Origin of the sequence: Clavibacter sp., assembly GCF_014802555.1 — a bacterium.
GTDB classification, from domain to species: domain Bacteria; phylum Actinomycetota; class Actinomycetes; order Actinomycetales; family Microbacteriaceae; genus Clavibacter; species Clavibacter sepedonicus.
On the sequence record NZ_JAAVCB010000078.1, the window covers coordinates 36,833 to 55,820 of the forward strand.

Annotated in this window: 20 protein-coding genes; all 20 read right to left on the reverse strand. The window is 40.2% G+C overall.

What is annotated here, in order from left to right; genetic code table 11:
* Positions 1-163 precede the first annotated feature (163 nt).
* A complete protein-coding gene (locus HDR73_RS08885) occupies positions 164-673 on the reverse strand; it encodes a hypothetical protein (protein ID WP_287136348.1) in 510 nt (169 codons plus the stop codon).
* Positions 674-751: 78 nt separating this feature from the next.
* Positions 752-1,306, reverse strand: a complete 555-nt coding sequence (locus HDR73_RS08890; RefSeq protein WP_287136349.1) for a hypothetical protein — start codon at positions 1,304-1,306, stop codon at positions 752-754.
* 21 nt (positions 1,307-1,327) lie between these two features.
* A complete protein-coding gene (locus HDR73_RS08895; RefSeq protein WP_287136350.1) occupies positions 1,328-1,723 on the reverse strand; it encodes a hypothetical protein in 396 nt (131 codons plus the stop codon).
* Entirely contained in the window at positions 1,720-2,259 is a 540-nt protein-coding gene (locus HDR73_RS08900) for a hypothetical protein (protein ID WP_287136351.1), read from the reverse strand. The genes HDR73_RS08895 and HDR73_RS08900 overlap by 4 nt, the downstream gene beginning before the upstream one ends.
* A 1-nt stretch (position 2,260) precedes the next feature.
* Positions 2,261-2,641 (reverse strand): hypothetical protein, encoded by a 381-nt coding sequence (locus HDR73_RS08905; RefSeq protein WP_287136352.1) that lies wholly within the window; start codon positions 2,639-2,641, stop codon positions 2,261-2,263.
* Positions 2,642-2,645: 4 nt separating this feature from the next.
* Positions 2,646-2,975 carry a hypothetical protein gene (locus HDR73_RS08910; protein WP_287136353.1) on the reverse strand — a complete coding sequence of 110 codons (330 nt, stop codon included), beginning with the start codon at positions 2,973-2,975 and terminating at the stop codon, positions 2,646-2,648.
* A gap of 373 nt (positions 2,976-3,348) precedes the next feature.
* Entirely contained in the window at positions 3,349-3,939 is a 591-nt protein-coding gene (locus HDR73_RS08915) for a hypothetical protein (protein ID WP_287136354.1), read from the reverse strand.
* Between the two features lie 21 nt (positions 3,940-3,960).
* Complete coding sequence (locus HDR73_RS08920; RefSeq protein WP_287136355.1) at positions 3,961-4,389, reverse strand: hypothetical protein; 429 nt, start codon at positions 4,387-4,389, stop codon at positions 3,961-3,963.
* Positions 4,390-4,471: 82 nt separating this feature from the next.
* A complete protein-coding gene (locus tag HDR73_RS08925; RefSeq protein WP_287136356.1) occupies positions 4,472-5,350 on the reverse strand; it encodes a hypothetical protein in 879 nt (292 codons plus the stop codon).
* A gap of 246 nt (positions 5,351-5,596) precedes the next feature.
* Positions 5,597-6,010 carry a hypothetical protein gene (locus HDR73_RS08930; RefSeq protein ID WP_287136357.1) on the reverse strand — a complete coding sequence of 138 codons (414 nt, stop codon included), beginning with the start codon at positions 6,008-6,010 and terminating at the stop codon, positions 5,597-5,599.
* Positions 6,007-6,375 carry a hypothetical protein gene (locus HDR73_RS08935; protein WP_287136358.1) on the reverse strand — a complete coding sequence of 123 codons (369 nt, stop codon included), beginning with the start codon at positions 6,373-6,375 and terminating at the stop codon, positions 6,007-6,009. The genes HDR73_RS08930 and HDR73_RS08935 overlap by 4 nt, the downstream gene beginning before the upstream one ends.
* A gap of 11 nt (positions 6,376-6,386) precedes the next feature.
* Positions 6,387-7,094: a hypothetical protein gene (locus HDR73_RS08940; RefSeq protein ID WP_287136359.1), complete on the reverse strand. Its 708-nt coding sequence runs from the start codon at positions 7,092-7,094 to the stop codon at positions 6,387-6,389.
* Positions 7,095-7,236: 142 nt separating this feature from the next.
* The gene (locus tag HDR73_RS08945) at positions 7,237-8,292 is read right to left on the reverse strand and encodes a hypothetical protein (RefSeq protein ID WP_287136360.1); all 1,056 of its coding nucleotides are present in this window, start codon (positions 8,290-8,292) and stop codon (positions 7,237-7,239) included.
* A gap of 1 nt (position 8,293) precedes the next feature.
* Positions 8,294-9,664 (reverse strand): collagen-like protein, encoded by a 1,371-nt coding sequence (locus HDR73_RS08950; protein ID WP_287136361.1) that lies wholly within the window; start codon positions 9,662-9,664, stop codon positions 8,294-8,296.
* Between the two features lie 3 nt (positions 9,665-9,667).
* A complete protein-coding gene (locus HDR73_RS08955) occupies positions 9,668-10,096 on the reverse strand; it encodes a hypothetical protein (RefSeq protein WP_287136362.1) in 429 nt (142 codons plus the stop codon).
* Positions 10,093-10,515 carry a DUF7841 family protein gene (locus HDR73_RS08960; RefSeq protein WP_287136363.1) on the reverse strand — a complete coding sequence of 141 codons (423 nt, stop codon included), beginning with the start codon at positions 10,513-10,515 and terminating at the stop codon, positions 10,093-10,095. The genes HDR73_RS08955 and HDR73_RS08960 overlap by 4 nt, the downstream gene beginning before the upstream one ends.
* An 89-nt stretch (positions 10,516-10,604) precedes the next feature.
* Positions 10,605-16,505 carry a hypothetical protein gene (locus HDR73_RS08965; RefSeq protein ID WP_287136364.1) on the reverse strand — a complete coding sequence of 1,967 codons (5,901 nt, stop codon included), beginning with the start codon at positions 16,503-16,505 and terminating at the stop codon, positions 10,605-10,607.
* The gene (locus HDR73_RS08970) at positions 16,502-18,091 is read right to left on the reverse strand and encodes a phage portal protein (RefSeq protein WP_287136365.1); all 1,590 of its coding nucleotides are present in this window, start codon (positions 18,089-18,091) and stop codon (positions 16,502-16,504) included. Before HDR73_RS08970 ends, HDR73_RS08965 begins: the two co-directional genes overlap by 4 nt.
* Positions 18,088-18,381, reverse strand: a complete 294-nt coding sequence (locus HDR73_RS08975; protein WP_287136366.1) for a complex I subunit 1 family protein — start codon at positions 18,379-18,381, stop codon at positions 18,088-18,090. Before HDR73_RS08975 ends, HDR73_RS08970 begins: the two co-directional genes overlap by 4 nt.
* Positions 18,378-18,986, reverse strand: a complete 609-nt coding sequence (locus tag HDR73_RS08980; protein ID WP_287136367.1) for a glycosyl hydrolase 108 family protein — start codon at positions 18,984-18,986, stop codon at positions 18,378-18,380. Before HDR73_RS08980 ends, HDR73_RS08975 begins: the two co-directional genes overlap by 4 nt.
* Positions 18,987-18,988: the final 2 nt, after the last annotated feature.

Genomic DNA, 18,988 nt, shown 5'->3' on the forward strand with positions numbered 1-18,988 from the left:
GCCAACATCTGATTGCGCTTGTATTCTTTATATTGTTCCTCTGATAAATAATAGACTTTTGTAGCATCCCTTATCATTAATTGAATCATTATGTAACTATAATTCCAATAGTAATCTTCAACCGTAAGAAAAGGGTATGATTTCAAAAAGTCCATCATCTCTCCTATTTGAGTTGTTGCCGCGTCGATGACTGTACGACCATCTTCTTCCTTGTCTTCAGGGATTGTTCCCGCAACGTCGTGAACGTACTCGCGGCATAAAAGAAAAAATTTAGGTCAATCCTATTCATTATCTGCACCAAAACTTCCATCCATGTATTGCGGTCACTACACCATTCAATACTTTCATACAACGCATAGTATTCTTCTGAATACTCCCGCTTTGCATAATCCTTGAATATTTTATTCTTATCGTTTAGAATCGCGTAACACAGACACCGTATCACCGCAGGAATACTTTGAGCGAATTGTCTGTATAAATCAAGCGTATTTCCCTCTTGCGCTTTTTGAATCTTGCAGGATTCTTCCGCTATCAGATTCTGAACACCAAGTTTCAGAGATGTAATCTGATACGTCACACCATCTATCTCAATAGGCACGGGCGTATTATTTAGTACTTGCGCTAACAGTTCTTGTGCTTGTAATTCTGTAAATTCTTTATCCTTAACTTCCATATATCTTAAATTAAAATAGGGGCGATGAGTATCAATCCCACCACCCCCATTTATCAATCATTGTTCAACGTATTCACATCAAGCCGAAACTTTTGTAAGAATTGCATTTGTGAGTGTCGCAATCGGACCTTCTTTTGCATTAGCACCAGCCCCGATTTTGGAAGAGGACGCGGTGCCGGACAAAGTGCCATACGCGATATTAGTCGAAAGCGATTCAAATACAAGTTTCGGAGCGATAAGTACTTTGGGGAGATACAGGAACTTAGAGTTCTCAGTGAATGCCACCTGAATAGAGATATATCGAGCCGCATAAGACTTAGGTGCAACGAAATTCGTGCCGTCCTTTTCCCAACCCATCACCTTTTCGAGATATTCATCGTCAATAGAGGCGTTGTTCAACTCTACAGTATATTTGCCTGCGGTAGTCACAGAGTAAATAGGTTCGTCGGAAGTCTCGCAGTCAATATCGGAAGTTTCAGGGTCTTCCTGAGTGATTGTAAGCGAGTCTGCAATTACAGAACCAAGTTCAATTACATCTGCCGATGTAGGTGCTTCGAGTTCTCCATCCTCATTCTCAATCCACGGAGCGATGAGAATTTCTTTCGGCTTTGTAAAAATAGTTTTCTTTGCCATAATTAATTAAAAATTAAACGTTTATTTTATTATTAGTTGTATAGCCTTAATTATAAAGTGCATATTATATGTCGTATCGTAACCATCATCTTGATATAAGAAGTTTCGGGCTACGGTGTAGTTTTCAGAGTCAAACGCATTGTTTTCAAGTGCTTCATTCAGAGCCTTTTCTAAGCGTGATAATGCAGGAACATTTTTCAAACCATTTGTAGGCTGTGCATACAGATAAAGATTAATCAACCCTTTCCCGTATGAATCAAAATCGGAAACACTACCGCAATCAATTACAACCATACTTTCATCCTCTGCCTTCAAAGTAGAAGGGAGTGTACCCGCATAACATCTCTTACAAATATGCTTGCGAATAACACTGTCAAAGTGGGTCTCAATAGATGATATGTTGATATTATTGTTCATGTCCTATCAGGTATATTTAAGCCATGCCACCGAAGTGTCGCACCTTGTTTTTTATATTTTGACTGCAAATCTTCCATATCTTGTGCAATCAGTGATAATATCTTATATGGTTTCGTATATCCTTCTCCTTTTTCAAGTGAACTTGTATAAAAAGCAGCGTTAAATACAATAAGACAAAATCCTTTTTGGGGTATCTCTCCCCACGCCCCCGATTTTATTTCATTCCTTAGTAACTTCGCCCAATCAGTACCTGTCCCGTCAGGAATATCCCCCCAACCTTTATGTCGCCCTTGTCTTTCAGCCGAATCAAGAGTTTCAATATAGATGGATTGTCGTTCTTTGCTTTTAGTAGGGTCAGCAATGAGAGAATAGACAATACCGCCATTATAGAATATCAATGCACCGTAAGAGTCGTGTTGCGCACCCGTTCTATCCTCAGTGTCTTTGTGAGTCTGAGCATATTGAATCATGCGCATCGCTTCTTTTTTTAAATACTCTCGCGTTCTATTGATATACAAATCTTGCAGTTTGCTCATCTTAATTCTCTGTTACAACTTTTATATCACAACTTGCCTGCCCTAATTGAGAAGGACGTACATTCTCGACCTCTCCGACAATCTCATATCCATAGAAAATTCCTCTGAATCTCATTCCTCTGCGGACTGTAATATCTTTATAGTAATCCACAGTGCCTGTTGCGTCAGGATTAAGTTCTAACGGCCAATAAATACTATAATCCATCCCCAACGCCATCCCATTGTGAAGTTTGCTTGAATGCTGAATATCACATACGGTTTTAAATACGATAACTTCTTGTGGAATACGCTTGTCAAGCGGTGCATCGTTATCTATTTCGTATGTAAAAAACTCTCCGAGGTATGGATATTTTTCTATATGTCGGGTTTCTCTTAAAGGCATACAATCAGAAATCGTTTATATCGTACATATCTATACCCCCCTCTAAATCTTCGGGGAACGGGTCTTCACCCCACTTTTTATACAACCCTATCATATAAGTATAGAGTTGTTTCTTGTCGGCAATATATTGGCCTCCGTCCGTTTCAGTAGCATCACCATGCGACCATGTTTTAGAAGAACCTTGCGATGGAGTTGTATAAATAAGTCGCAGACAATCCGCAGTCAATAAATCCTTATCACGCTGAGTCAATTCTGTAATATCAGAAACATCAGCAAGTCCGCGAGCCATGACAATATATTCAATTTGTTTTCGGTCAAATGTGAATCCTGTCAAGCCGTATGCTACAAAATCTATTATATCGAATTGAATCATTGTAATTAGGAATTTATGGTAGGGAGTTTCTAACCCCCTACCTTTCGTTCTTTAGTAAAATTCGCCATTTGCACGTCTGCGACGACGATACATTACTTCGTCATCTTCGGGCATTCTAACGTGGTCGTGTTCGCGATACATAGGAGGTATTGACCCGTGACCGTAATGTCTGCGTTCAGCATATCCTCCTTCTTCGAGTTCCTCCATAGCGCAACGCCATCCATCTTTCTTGCCGCATTCGTATGCTTCAAGAAGTTCGGGGTCGTGCGCGAATTTACTCTTTCTGAAATAAACTTCACCGCCGATGCGGTCATAGTTATCAATAACGTGTAGTTTACGCATTTTCTTTATTTTTAGAAGATTTTACATTCTTGTCCTCTCCACGTTGAGCCAACAACATTTCATTCTGTTTAGCAAGAGCCTGCAATTGTTCGATAACCTGCTGATTGATTTTCGTCTGTTCAGCGTAGGCGTTCTTCATCGTTGCAAGTTCAGCAGCCAATCGCTTCTTTTCGGCCTCCTCGGGATTGAGAATATCAATCCAATTCTCATATTTCCCTATCATATCTTGATGATACTGAGTCTGCTTTACATGCGTTTCACTGATACTTTTGAGTGTTTTAAACTCATTAAGCATAATCTGCGAATCTTCTGTAACGAAAAGCGTTTTTGCTTCATTCTCATAGAAGTTTCTATCCATCGGGAGTCCTTGCACGGGACATCTGCCCGTAGGAGTCTGAATTACCAAGTCAACGACCTGTATAGGTTGTTGCATTGGCATTGGATAACCAAACTGATTGGTCTGCGTTTTTGTTGGTGTGTAATACCGCGTTTTGGGTTCTTCGCACACCGTACCAACCTCAAATATACCATTTGCCTTATCCAAGACAAATATCTGCTGATTAACTCTAACGTTTGAGAACATGATTGATGATTTTAGATTGATTTACGCCCCTGCTGCGGATGCGGCAGGAAGTGTGATTACAAGAGAGTCTGCGATTTGTACACCGTTTGCGCGATTGCAGTTTAAAAAGGCAGGAATTACATCCGAGCCTTGAACAGTCAACGTGGGAAGTGCCGTCGGTGCAACGGTCACATCGGAGAAGCTGACTTCGGTCTGCTCGTGGAATAGATAGGTCTTCGCGAGACATCCGCAACCGCGTGTGGTGATTGAAACAGTAGCGGTAATCGGTACAAAAAGTGCCGTGCCACGCAGACGGGGTGTTCCGACGGTGTAGGTTGTAGTCGCCTGTGGAAGCATATCTGCGTTGATGCAGAATGAATTGCAAAGTCTCTCTTTGATAATTGCAGTCACACGAAGCTCATTCGGTACTGCGGCTGCGGTCAAACCCGCGGGAGCGATATTTAAAGCCATTTTAATACTCTGAAATTAAAAGGATTGATAATAATATCAGATAGGCGAGAATATACTACTCACCTATCCGATACGTTAGTTTTTAGCCATTGCAGCAGCCGCCACAACCGTTGTTACAGCCGGAATTGCAACCGCAGTTTCCACCGTTGTAACCATAAGGGAATCCCGCATAGCCATAGCCAAACGGATATACAGACTGATACGGATTACCTACAATGTAAGAGGGCTTTGGTACGGGCTGGAGTTGAGCGACAATCTGCGCAGTCTGAGCGTTCTGAGAATCAGACAATCGGCAAGCCTGCAATTGATCGCGGAGTGCCTGATTCTCGCGAGTCATCTCACGGAACTCCTGCTGTGAGAACTTCTCTGCAAGGAAAGTTTTAAGCGCAGTGATGTCATTCTTCAACTCGCAAGTTTGTTCACGGGTCGCATAGGTAGCATCACAGAAGCCTTTGGTGAGTGCGGCGGTAATATCTCGCTGACCATTGCTGAGCGTACCCGTCTGCTCACACATCTGCAACTGCAAGTCGGCACGGAAGTCGGCAATCTGACGCTGAGTCTGGCAGCAGCAGTCGCAAAGCTTGCTTAGGATTGCTTGGTCGCCGTTCTGCATAGCCTGAATGATGTCGCGCTGACCCAGACCCAGAGTATTGCCGAGATTGCAAATCTGAGATGAAAGATTCTGGATAGCACCCGACAGAGCATTGTAGTCGCATCCAAGCTTGGTCGAAAGCTGACCGATTGCATTTGCATTGCCGTTGATAGCCTGCATAAGCAGTTCACGACCTGCATCGTTGTTCACGAGATTGCCAAGGTCAGCAAAGCCCTGAGCGTTACCACGACCGCCGAAATTGCCGAAGCCGCCTCCGAAGCCGCCCCATCCAAAAATCATGAGGATTACAATCCAGAACCAACCAAACTGACCGTCACCATAACCACCTCGGTTGTTCATCATGCTCATAATAAGAGCAGGGTCGAGATTCTGTCTGTTACAGAGATTCCCGATGAGAGACATGAGTCCGCTGTTACCACAGCCTGACTCTCCTCCGTTGTCAAATACGTATGTTCTTTCGGACATAAATAAATGAATTTGATAAGTTAATAAATAGAAATAATTAAAGTTACGTTACAAAAGTACAAGGTGAGCGTTTTGATTACGAATAATCCTTAATACAAAGTTGTAATATAGTATTATATTAAATAATCTTTACAAATAATATCTGAATAACTTGATTGCTTTTTTGACCGCATCCTCATAAATAGTCTTTGCAATATCCCCTATGAGATAAGAGTTTTCTTCACTGTCATAAGGGATATTATAATATTGGGATATATGGTCTACCATGTGGTCTACTTCGTGGATAGTAGTTGAGATAAACTCCCCAACTGATGAAGCACGTGTAATGACTATCAAAGTGCGATGCTCTTGTTTATTCGAGTATGTCAGACCCTCATTACTCACGCCACTGCGAAGTAATCTTTCTGCCTTATACATATATCGATCTGCGCAACCTAAATCCCACAATTCATCAAGGATTTCGTCAGCATTTTGGGGGCGAGCATCATAGAAAATATCTACATGCCAATCTGCGAGCGGAATATAGCAGTACTGTCGTATCATTCTTCAATGCCTTTGTAAAGTTCAGGATTCTTCGCCTTTTGCTTACAATCCTCCACAAATTCATTATACGCCTGATACTCTGACAATGCTGATTCAGCACTGGCTGTAGACGGAGAAAACGCGGCATTTATCGCCTTACGTTGAATTGCAAACTCCTCCGACTCTGAATACCTGCTACGCACAAGTTCGTCAACCTTTTTGTCGTAAGACTCCTTTGTATAAGGAGGAATCTCATCTACTTCTTCGTAATTGGCTACACTATCGGAGATAATTGCAGTGCCTCGCTTGAAATAGGTGTCTGTACCTATACGATGAATTATTTTCCCCTCGGTGGAAAAAATTTGATTGTTTTCGATTTTTACCATATTGTTTTTATTTAAATAGTTGCAAATTGTATGTTTTTGTCTGTTGCTAATTCAAGCAGTTCATGCCACTTTGTGTTGTTTTCATCGGTGAGTTTAGAGTAGACATCGGGGTGAACCGTGATTGTATGCGTAATATCCATCACCGATTCTGCTTTATTCTCTATCCATGAGCGTACCGACTCGTAAGAAATCAAGGGGCATGCAGAGAAATTAAGATTAGGATATTTCCCTTTAATAGCACTGATTAAATTTACAAGAGTCTTCGGGTACGTTCCCTGAACTATTATATCTTTGTTGAGTGAGTCTAAATAGAGAATCGTATGGCATTTTAACAGGCCGTAAAACATAGTCACACCGATTGTGATATTCCGGGCGTTAATAACTTCGATATTATGGCACGTATGGAAGGTCGACGCACCGTCAATAACACCGGTTCCCAATCGCGGGAGGTTTGTGCGAATATTATCCATTCCTGAATAATACAGAGGTGTCGATGGTGATATGACCTTACCGGCTGTATATATTGCTACCGCCTGCTTATACGTTATGTCGGCCAATCCGTTCAACTCAAAGAATCCCGTTTCGGCATTATACGCCCCATAGTTTCCACACGCTTCATTCCAGAGGTCTATAAAAGATTCTGGTGGACTGACCCATTGAGCATCAGACGCTTCTATGGCCGTTTTCTCAGACTCAGATACTTCCTTAAACTCATCCATACTCTCACTTGCCAACAAAATTTTTTTCTTATAGAATTTATGAAAATTAGTAGCATAGGATTGGGTTATCCATTTACCCCCCCCCCGTAAATCTCTGTATATCTATCAGTTATGTTTATTTCCATATTTATTGTGATTTATATTATATTGTTGCAAATGATATGTTTCGTGATATTGCTATGTCGAGAATCTCCAGCCATTGAGTCTGCTCATCTTCCGAGAGATCGGTAAACTCTTGGGCGGTAGTATCTCCGGTAAGTTTGGCGTATATCGAGGACGGCACCGTGATGGTGATGGCCGTAGTGTTGGCCGCGTTGTCAATCATATACCGCCAGCATTCCACCCTCAGTTTTGGGGCATTCATCGTGAAGGAGTTGAACACACCCCCTACCCAAAAGATTTCAAGTGCAGGGAAATTACAACTATAGAAATGTGTTGACATCGCATCGGCAGTTATCCGAATCTTACCTAATATCATTCTGAGTTTGTGAGAGTACTGACCCAACTCCCGCGTACTTGACACATTCTGCTGGTATACCTCAGGGTCTGCGAGGTTATTTATGATATAGTAGTTGGCTATATACAGAGATTCTAACCCCATTATGCAACTTCCATAACGATATAGGCTTTGTGTTGTATAGCCACGCTTCGGCAATAACGTCCTTGCACGGCATAGATATTCAGTAGTTGAGTCAGTGATATTGTGCGCGTTTACGACATCTATAGCCTCTTCGTAGGTCAACCACAATTTATTGAGGTAAAACGGATGCAGTGCGTCCGGAGCATTCTCAGGATCGTATTTGCCAAACACAAGATACTCCTTGTACAGGCGATCCCCTTTAGGATATGCGTTATAATCACACAATCTGTTAAAGATGTCTATAAAGAGTTGCCTTTTGGCAATGTTGGTCAGCGACAGTTTCCCCTCGCTAATCACCACATCATCAGAATTTTCAATAACCGCTTGCTTGTTATTAAGCAATGATGTTAGTTTCTCATTTGTCGGGAGATTATCTAACTTTGATTTATCCTGAGAAGTATAATCATTTGTAGATAGACCCTTACCTTGTTCTTTCTCAACCTTGTTACTTAATTTTGTTTCAAGGTCTACGCCATGCTCATCAAATACCGCTCGTGTACTTGTTATAGGGTATAAGGGAGTTCCATCATTATTAGTAAGTGTAGAAATCTTTGCCATATTAGATAGTTGCGAATTGGATGTTTTTAGAACTTGCGAGTTTCAATATGTTATACCACTCATCATTTTGCTCATCTGTCAATTTTGCGTAGATGTCAGGATGAAATGTAATAGTGATAAGAGATGTATTCATGGCATTGTCTATCATATACTGCAAACAGTCCATTCTGAGCAGGGGAGAATCCACAAAGGATAAATCTGATTTTAGACCCTGAATCCAAACCTCCTGCAACTTTCTACAACCTTTGAAAACATCCGTCATCTGTCCGTTGACATATCTCAAATCTAACGGATAACCCTTGATACATACAAGAGCATAACACCCGTTAAACGCGTGGTTTAGGCTTGTTACTTGTATGTTGGGATAGTAATCATACAAAACAACTGCTTGTATTTTTCTACATGCGCTGAAAGCATAATTTATTGAGGACGCATGTCTAATATTCAAGGGTAATGCAGCATCAAGCCACCATTTATCGCGGTATGCGGATTCTACATTGTTGGGAGCGCCACCAAATTTGTGAGCAAGCATAGTATTCACTTGCTCGCGTGAAAAAGGCAAGCCGCAGTATACAAATTCGCCTGTCTGCTTATCGTAATCTCCCCACGAATCATAAGCACCAGACCCCCCCAAAAATGTACGAGTAGACATCTTCCAAAAATCAACAAGTTGGGTTATTTGAGGATCACCTAAATTTTCAAGGACTTGTTGTTTCTCACTGTCAGAAAGTATCTGTTTGTTTTTGCGTAGGGCATTGGCAACTATGTTCGGCTCAATCTCCTCCAATTCCTTGTCTGTTTCTTCGGATAAGACTATATTTTCGGGCAATTCATCTATTTTTGCTAAAGATTCGATGAACTCTTCCTCAGTGCCTTCATAACCGCCTTCCACAGCCTGCTCGTAAGCGGATTTGCCATCTGCACCATCATCGCCCTTCTCTCCGCGCTCACCTTGCTCTCCACGGTCGCCTTTGTCTCCTTTATCACCTTTGATATAAGGCAATATCAAAGATACATCTATATCGTGAGGGCAAGTAGCCATACCACGCACCAATTCAATATCAAGCGGTTTTGGTATCACTAATTTTTCATAATCATCAGGGTAGATTCCATTTGGTATGTCTGCAATAAACTCACACTTTAAGACACCACTCGGCAATCCGTGGTCGTTACAGATAATATGTATTTTGCCATCATCGGCAAAGCAGTTTTTATATACGCCATTCTGATACGATGCTTCAAAAAATACATCCTTTGAAGTTGTATAAAGTTTAGCCACCCAATTATAATCAGGGAGTCCAATTTCTTTGCCATTGCAATCTGTAAGCGATAAGACAAAGTCAAAATCGCTTTTGTAATTAACCTTTGCCATATCTTATTTATTATTAGCAAAAAATTCGTGAATAGACATATCTTCCTTTGCAGGAGTATGTGCGTTCGGGGGCTGACGATAAGGACACTTAATCAAGTCGCAACGCTTCTTTTCAAGTTCTATTTCAAGAGCAGCAACACGCTTAATATAATCAACCTCCATCATAGATTTGTCTTTTTCAAGAGCAAGTAACTCGCGTTGAACTTGCCGTAAATGCGATGTTTGGTCGGCAAAACGCACCTCCTTTTCTTTCACCTGCTCTTGCAAAAAAATCAGTTCCTCTTGCAAGATGCGAAATTCAGAAGCGTCCGCTTCCGCATCCGCAATCCTTGCATTATTCTTTCGATTACCAATAATATTGGCAAGCCATTTCAGCAAGTCAATTCCGCCAAGCGCACCTCCAATTGCAATCAGTATCTCCCACCACGTCATAGTATCTCAGACCATTCTATCGGGTTACCATCGAACAATCTGTCTGACACCCATCTGTTAAAGATAAAGCCGTCGTTGTGGTCTACATCGTCAATCATATCCTTGACACCCTTGCACAAATGCAGTTCATCCTCCAACGATGATTTCCAATTGTCAGACATAAGCATATTGTAGACCCACACGAAGTCGTAGAGCGTGTTGTGTTCGAGTTTGATGTTATGCTTGGCAAGTATCTGCTCAACTTCTTCCTTGCTTTTCGGTTCGATACTCTCTTCCTTGCCGGTCGCGGGATTCTTGCGTTTGAGGTATTTCACTGCATCCTCAAAAGCCTTCTTGTTGAAATGCCATCCGAAATTCTTAAAATATACTTTTGCTTCGGGAGGAAACTCATCCCAAATATCCAATGATTGTTTATTCATAATATATATTTTTTTCAACAAAATAAAATATTTACATTACTATGTTTTATATCTTTTCTACAATACTTTACATTATGGTATTATAAAATTTACACAATTGGGTCTAATGGGCCTTTATCCGTGTCTGGCAGGGATGGAATAGTTTCGCTTCTTACTTGCATTATCTCATATATCCACATAGGCACGGAAATTTCGCCATCAATACCACGCTCCATATTTGCCAATTTGAACGTTGCCTGCAAAACATTATTATTCTTCAAGGTTATGCTTGTTGTAGGTTGATTAGTAGTGCCTTCCATTCTGAATAAACCATGAAGTCTTATATCTTGATTTGCGGCATTGATAATAATAATCGTTTCGCCCAAATATGACAAATCACTTTCAGGCAAGTATATTGGATTCGTGGGTGCATAACGAAAGTCTACCAATGCACCTGTCGCATCCATATTTATATATTCAGTACCTGATTCGCTTTTGTAAGAGTAATCAGATATATTATTTTTTGTTATTACCGTATGATAGCGTCTGCGAAGTCCTCTGAAAGTACCACGGGCAATTATATCTCCGATATATGTAGTATTGCCATCAGCATCCCAGAAGAGATTGCCGTTAGCACGATACCCCGAACCATCCATACGGTCTACTCCTTTGGCAATTCGTTGGGGGATATTTCCGTTATTTGTTTTTGCAACCCATTGGCCTTGACCCTCATCCCAATCATAATACTCGGCAAGGTCATACATATCTCCACCATACCACGCGGCTATGCCACCACCAACGGCAGTTGGGATAGTAATGCCATTTAGTCCACTCCAAGTATATTGCGTAGTAGAATCAGTATTGTCTTTGCCAAGAGATATAGTAGAAGCGAGGATAAGTCCACCATTAATAGTAGCGTTATCCTTAAGTGCTTCCGCAAGATAATCGAATTTCCCAATAGCATTCGCTGTGTCCTCCGGAGCCGCAGTCCAATCCGATAAAGGAACATTGCCCTTGACAAGTTGTACTTTCTCAAAGTCTAATGTTACGCCATCGGTGGTGACTCCATTAAGCAATTTCTTGCTTTCTTCATCACCTGCATAAAGATAAAGCCACGGCTTAGACCCTGAATCGGCTGTAATCTTAATAATGCCTCGTGGATTGAGAGGGTCAATATTTGTCAAAGAACCCACTTCTTTTGTTACGGCATTATTATATATCTTAACCATAAATCTTCCCGACAATACGGGTTGCCCGTAAATGTATATACCTCCAATATTTAGGGAATACACCTCATCTTGCCAAAAAGATACAGTGGTATTTACACGCACTGCGGAATATATTTGTTTCGCACCATCTATTCGTACCCGGTTAGAACCGGGTATTATATTCCTTGTGCCAATCTCAATATCGGAAGCGTCTATCAAGACGGGTATGCGTTCGGTATCCAAAACAGTTCCATTGTCCTGACTTTTAAGAGTAAGTATGACAGATTCAGTCTTATCGGTTATGGTTATATACTTAGTGGCTTGCCAGCCATAGCCTAAAATTAGAATCTCTTCATCATCCTCGCCGATACGTTGGTAATAAAGATTGTGTTGCGGGGTACGAACAGGAGCATTATTGCCTATTTGCCGATACTTAAGCACTCCAATTCTATCTACAGATAGTTCACCTGGAAAAGATTTAGTGATATTATCAACATCAGAAAATATACTAAATGTTTCAGCAGGTGTACCGTTTGCTCCGGGTTTTACTTTATATACCGACATCGTAGCGGTAAGCGTGGGATAATCTGCTTTTGACGCTTCTATATTCACACTTGCAGTATCAGAGGTAAGACTGTTTATTACAATTTTATCTCCTATTATTTCAGCGGAGCATCCATCACTCATAATCGTATAAGACCATCCCGTTCCTAATGAACTGCCCTCAAAAACCTTTATATTAGATGTCGGCAGTGTAGATGAAATTGGATTTCCGTTTGAATCGCAAGCAACCGCTACGACCTCATTGGTAAGGTCAATCGTTGCATTTTTTTGCTTTTGTTTAACGTAATCTTCAATAAGTGTTTCATTTCCATTCTCATCTGCAATCGTAGACGCAGAACTAATCGTGCCTTTTACCAATAATCCATCTTCGGGGGTGTATTGCAAATATCGACTTTTATCTTTATTCCCGACATACATATCTCCATAGCAATGAAAGAATGGTCTGGGAGGATTCTTTGTCTTATCCACGCCATATTCAATTACAGATTTTCCATCAAGTGAATACCATTCCGATTTTTTTGCTCCCGAACCAACATTATTATACAATGTCACGCAAGGTGCAAAAGCGTCCGTGGTAGACAATATTATGGCACTCCGTCTCTCGGGTATATTGCGATTACCTAACTGAACAACGGTATCTCCTGCCATCGGTGCATCACTATCTATATCGCAGTCAGACTTAGATAACTCAATAAAACCCTCATCATTATTGACAGCAGTAACTAAACGCCAATAATAGCGGTTGGATGCGTTCTCACTTGTGCCGTTTGCAATATTGACTTCTTGACATCGCGCTTGGTCGCCCACTACAAAACGGCAGTCAGCACCTTTATCTTCGTCCTTTGCTTTGAAGTAACATCTGTATGAATCCGTTAACTCCTCAACAAAGGATATATCAATACCACCACCAGGAGTAATGTCGAATTTTCCGCCAATTGAGTTTTCCTTTGCAACTTCAAGTTCTGCAAAAATGGCTTTCATTCTTGCTTTTATTTTGTCAACTTCGATATAGGTTTGTCCTGTTTCAGGATCACGGAAGAATATTCCACCACTTGCTCCACTTACAAATTCGCCTACCTCAAACCCCATATCTGAGGATAGTTTGTAAGGAGTGCGGTCATTCTTTTGTTTATTTATGTATCTCGCATCTGAAAGAGCATAATTCCCACCAGCACCATTATTCTGTCCGAAGTATGTCCCCATTGTCGTAGGATTCGCAATTAACGATGATGCCCTTTCGGCAACTTGCTCTACAAAACTTTGACCTACGGCTAATGTATCGGTAAGACCTAACGTTATATTAGGCAATGCTTCGTTATCTTTACAATCAATGGTTATTTGATTGACATATTGCTCATATACTTCGCCATTATAACGAACTTTTATTTTTGAGTATTCGTCTATCTGCGCCAAAATATCAGGGCGTTCCGCAAAAAATATTCGCGAGGCTGAAATGTCGAACGTAAACTTGTCCTCATTGTTGTCAGCCATAAAACGAATACCGTCCTCTTCAAGTCTTTTTTCTGCAAAACGCAAGTAAGACTCAGGCAATGTTATATTGATAATGTTGAATGTGTCTCCAATCTGAGGTTTAAAATTATTGGATTGATTCGGCATTATTACCCCAAACGTTTCCGCATCCTTTTGCACACATATCCATATTGATTGTTTTTCTGTATTCTGCTGATACGCTTGAATATTATTGATATTAATTTTATCGGTGTAATCGCCATCTACAATATTACCGTCACTGCCTACTTGCACAGGATTTTCCCATACCTCGAAGCCATCCACTTTCGATTCTTTTACTTGAATCTTAAACTTACATCCGTTGCAATTACCAGATGTCATCTGAATTGTCATCGGATCGGTATGCGAAGCGGATTTAAACAGGTCAAAACCATATTGCCCTGAAAATATATTCAACTTGATATAGAAGTATGAATGCTCATATTTAGAAGAATCGTTCTTATCTTCTTCGGAAGCATCGGATATAAATAAATCATTATCGTTTGTGTCGTAAGCAATATCGGCTATCACCCCAAATAACGCTCCATCCGTATTTGTAACGCCCTCAATAGCGGGTTTTATATTTTCATCTTTATATATATGCTCTGACGGTGCGCCCTCGATATATGGGTTGGGGAACAGATATGGTTCCATTGTATCAGGGTCAATGTACTCTGTAAGTCCGCTCTCTAATGCAGAACTATGCCAAGGTTGAGCCTTTGAACCACGTACAACCATAATGTTACTATATTTCACAAGGTTGCCTAATGTTTTCCCTGCCTTACCTGCATATAAAATGAGATAAATTCGGGCATTCTCTGTCTTGGGAGTATCAATGACGGTCAATGTTGCGTACTTCTTATCTTTACTTAGCACAAATGTATCAGATAAATATGTTTTATCGGTGTCATTACGCAATGTAATAGAAAATTCTGTTGCGGCACCCATCTCAACGTCTATATCATCTACCGACACTGTTATTTTATCCCCTATTGATAAATTTGGTGTTTTATTAAAAGCCAATCCTACATGGGAATAATTATCCACCCCCTCAACATATACTTCATCGGACTTCTCTACTAAGTTTAAGTTAATCGCCTTGTAGAATCGTTCCTGTCCTAATGTTTCTATATATTTGGGCGGCATCAAATGGTCTTGTAAAGGTATACGTTCAGTAGAAGCCCACCCAAAACAATCACCAATCATATTGTCGGATGGCAGTACGTTTAAATGAATCCCTATACTGTCAAGCGAATCATATTCTTTTTTTCCATTCGTGCCTATAGTCCAATAGAATGAGTTTGCTCTCAAATATTCCATTTCTATATTCCGAATCATAAAGAATGAATCTTCACGATTGTACATTCTTACGGGAACTCTGAATATAATCTCATAATTACCATATACCGAGAAACGAATATTATATGTTCCATCAGCATTCCGATTTGCATAATTGGTTACATCTGTAGTCTTGTCTGCCGAGACTATCCTTATTAATTTGTCAATGTATAAATTTGACCCCACAAGATTCTGTATAGTTGCCCTGCCGTCATTTGTACGCCACACACAACCCATCGCCTTTGAAACCTTGAAGTCTCCTAATTTTTCAATTTTGATTTTGACCTTGAAGTACCAATAAGTTTCATTATTTGGAGATTCACCATATTTTAAAGTATGAATAGTTCCGGACTTCGATTCGGTAAGATTATTTATCGAATGGAATCCTGTATAGAAAATATCATTATCTATCAATACAGACCCAACGCTTGATGGTCTTTTATGCAAATGAAAATACTCCCCCTCTCTTAGAGTAGATAAGAAACTCGTTTGATGAGTTATTGTTATCATTTCAGGTCTTAGAGCCTTGTTGTCAGCAGGAGTATCAATTACGATATGCCCGTATTCCGATTCATTGGGGTAATAATACGGAATATTCTCATCACTGCCAAGCATTGTTATTTTATTGATAACTTGTGCATTGGCATTAGTCTTAGTGACGCTAAGAAGTTCATTGTCGTAACCATATTCAAATTCATGGGAGACAACATTTGCCACCGCTCCAAATATAATCTTTCGTCCTCTACGTTCAAAAGGTATTTCCGTTTTGTTGTATGCTTCTGTAATTGCCTCCCAAATTTTCTTATCCTCAAAAGAAAATTCGTATGTTTTATCCTTATCGTAATCTCCATAAGGGTCTACCATTGCACAGAACCCATCTCCAATCGGTTGGTCTAACGTCGTGATGTATGTTTTTGTTTTGAGTATTGAATCACCTACTCCCGCATGAATAAATACGCAATTCAATCGGTCTACAAATTCAGATACAGTACCATAAAAAGTAAATACGGTATTATTCGAGCATGGTTTGTTTCGTGTCTGACATTCTATTCCTGACCTCAAATCAGGAACGGCATCAACAAAATAAGTGTTGCCAAGAATCTCTGCATATTCTGATACAAATGTCAAATCATGCTTATATCGGAAATCTGTATTGCTTTTAGAACTTGTGGGTGTGTGCCGGATATAAAATCTTTCACCATTCAACACAACGTATTCTTTTGAAGTCCATTCGTTGTCAAGGCAGGACTCCCACATTAGGGTTGCCGTCAATGTGGGTATACCCATGCGTGACCCTACATAATTATATTCGGTGATTTCAATATCGTGGAATGAGGGGTTATTATCCCCCATTCCCATATCTGTACGTATTTTAAGAACTTCGCGTATCATTCCTGATTGGTGTTGTTTGAGTTGCTATTTGAAGATGTAGCCTTCTGCTTTTTTATTTCAAGTTCTATTGATTTTTCGGCTTGCTTCTGTTCCAAAGCCATTTGTTCTTCCTGCTCTTTCTTGATTCTTTGTATTTCATCGGGAGCAGAGATTGTATTCTTTTCGACATAAGTCTGACGTGAGATACCACCCTTGCCGCTTTGATACAAAGCAGTAAGCATCTGATTATGCGCTTCCTCACTCTTAGGTTTCCAAACGCGAAACTCAGAGAATATACGCAACTCCCCGAAATCAGTTAATGCAGTCGGGTTCTCGCCACTTCGCACCATCTCAATTGCTATACCCTCTTTGAATAGTCGAGACATCTTGTTTGCCACATTTTGCCATTCTGTAACCCCATCCTGAGCCGTAGCCATATCAAGTTCCTGAGTCAGTTCTACCGCAAGGCCAGAAGTATCTCCGCTTATCTTAATATCTTTTGGAAGAATGAATGTAGTACCACATGCTTTCATAATGGTCTGTTCCATATAGTCAAGCATATCAACGGCTTTCGCAGGTTCAGGCATTGACAATACCTTTGCATCGGCGTGTTCATCCATTGACGTATCATTCAGCACTACATTAGTGGCTATCTTTTTTGCGTTCTGATTAAATTTCCCCTTTACATAGATTATGCCATTTCCGAACTTCTTATAGATTACCAATACGGTATTGTAAAGAGCCTCGTAACTTTCAATTGCTTTCTGACCGTTATTCCATGCAACTTCAACACGCTTTGTTATTAAAGGACATTCAGAAAAACCATGACTAATCGGTTCGTGTCTTATCCACCCACTTTCGGTTAACGTTCCTCCGTCTGCTGTTGACGTGGTAAATCGCGTCATATATTCATCATCGTAACAGTCTATATACGTAGTAGTATTGCCGTCATTGTCTGTTACAGAATAATATAGACATTCAAGAATATGCTTTCCCTCGTCATTCTTGTGAGTGATTATCACATACCCGTCTTTGTAATTTATATTCTTCGTTTTTAATTTATCGTCCGAGTCGATAAAGAATAAAAGTCCTGCATCGTGAAATGATTTCGCATCGCGAACAAATGAGGTCTTTGCTCCCTCCATATTTTTCTCAACCCACGCTTGCTTATATCGGATAAAATCATCCTGTTGCTTTTGCGTAGGTTTGGGATTTAACAATGTGTGATTTATGGGGTTAACACATAAGTGCCTTACCTGTTTATTTAGAATTAGTTTCTGGAAAGGAATTGGAATGCGATATTGTTCTATCTCTAAGAATCCGCCTTTCTTTAATTTAACAGTAAAAGATGGGATATTCTCATCAAAAAGGACTTTATGCGAATTGACATCCAATTCTTCCATAAACTGAGATTGAGGAACTATTGTCAAACGCACATCCGGTAATGTTGCGGTTATAGTTCCTGTCAACCCGATAGTGGCTTTTTTGTTATTAGAGAAAAGATTACCTTGCTTGTCAGAAATCTCTCTATAAAAAGGTTTTTTCTTTAAGAGATTATCCGGGTTTGCAAGTAATGATTCTATTTGTTGACGTATCTTTTTATTCATTTCACAAGAGTATATATAAAAGCAGAGAATATTCCTAACAATAAGATAACTCCGCCAATGGTTATCCACTTTGCTTGATTAAATGAGCATTCAGTTCTTGAAGGGTGCTTTAGCAAATCTGCTTTTGGTAGACCTTTTGCAAACTGAATGTAACTGACATATATTCGTTCGCCAGTTTCAAGAAATTCCACTTCAACGCATTTGCTGTTTATATACTTTACTATCTGCATAGTAAGTCCTTGCTTATTTTTGCGAACTTCGCCAAGTCGCGTTAATTTCTTGTTTTTCATTTTATGTTTACTCCGTATATTGTAAAACTTCCATCTGCATTTATCGCATTAAGGCGACGCATCCATCCGTTGCCATACTTCCACCAACCCGAACAACCCTTGTAGAATTTCTCACGAGCGTTATACAGCGTCTTAAAGAGCGTTGCGGTATTCGATTTATTAATTGCATCTATTGTTTTTGGGCCCACTATGCCATCTTGTGTAACTCCAAGTATTTTCTGTATGTTTTTAATCTTACCTGTGCCACTCGCCCAAAGCCAGTCCACGCAAATATTTGCAATACCTTGTGACTGAATTTGGTCGGCTTTCATCTTATCCCAATACATTGATTTAAGAATATCCTGCCATTGATTGAATGGGATATTACGCAGACGTGTCGCTGTTGGTACGGGATACCCCTTACTGCGACAATAACTCTTGTATGCTGAAAGAGTAACGTCTATCATCGTTTCACCACCAGGGTCGTCGGGGTCATTGCTCCAACCTTTCTTTTTTGCAAGTTCAAACTGCTGTTCAAGCGGCAATCGCAAATCCGCGCCATCCTTACCATATACTCCCGCTGCAAAGTGGAAAATAAAAGGTATTATTTTCTTAAAGTCTGCCATAT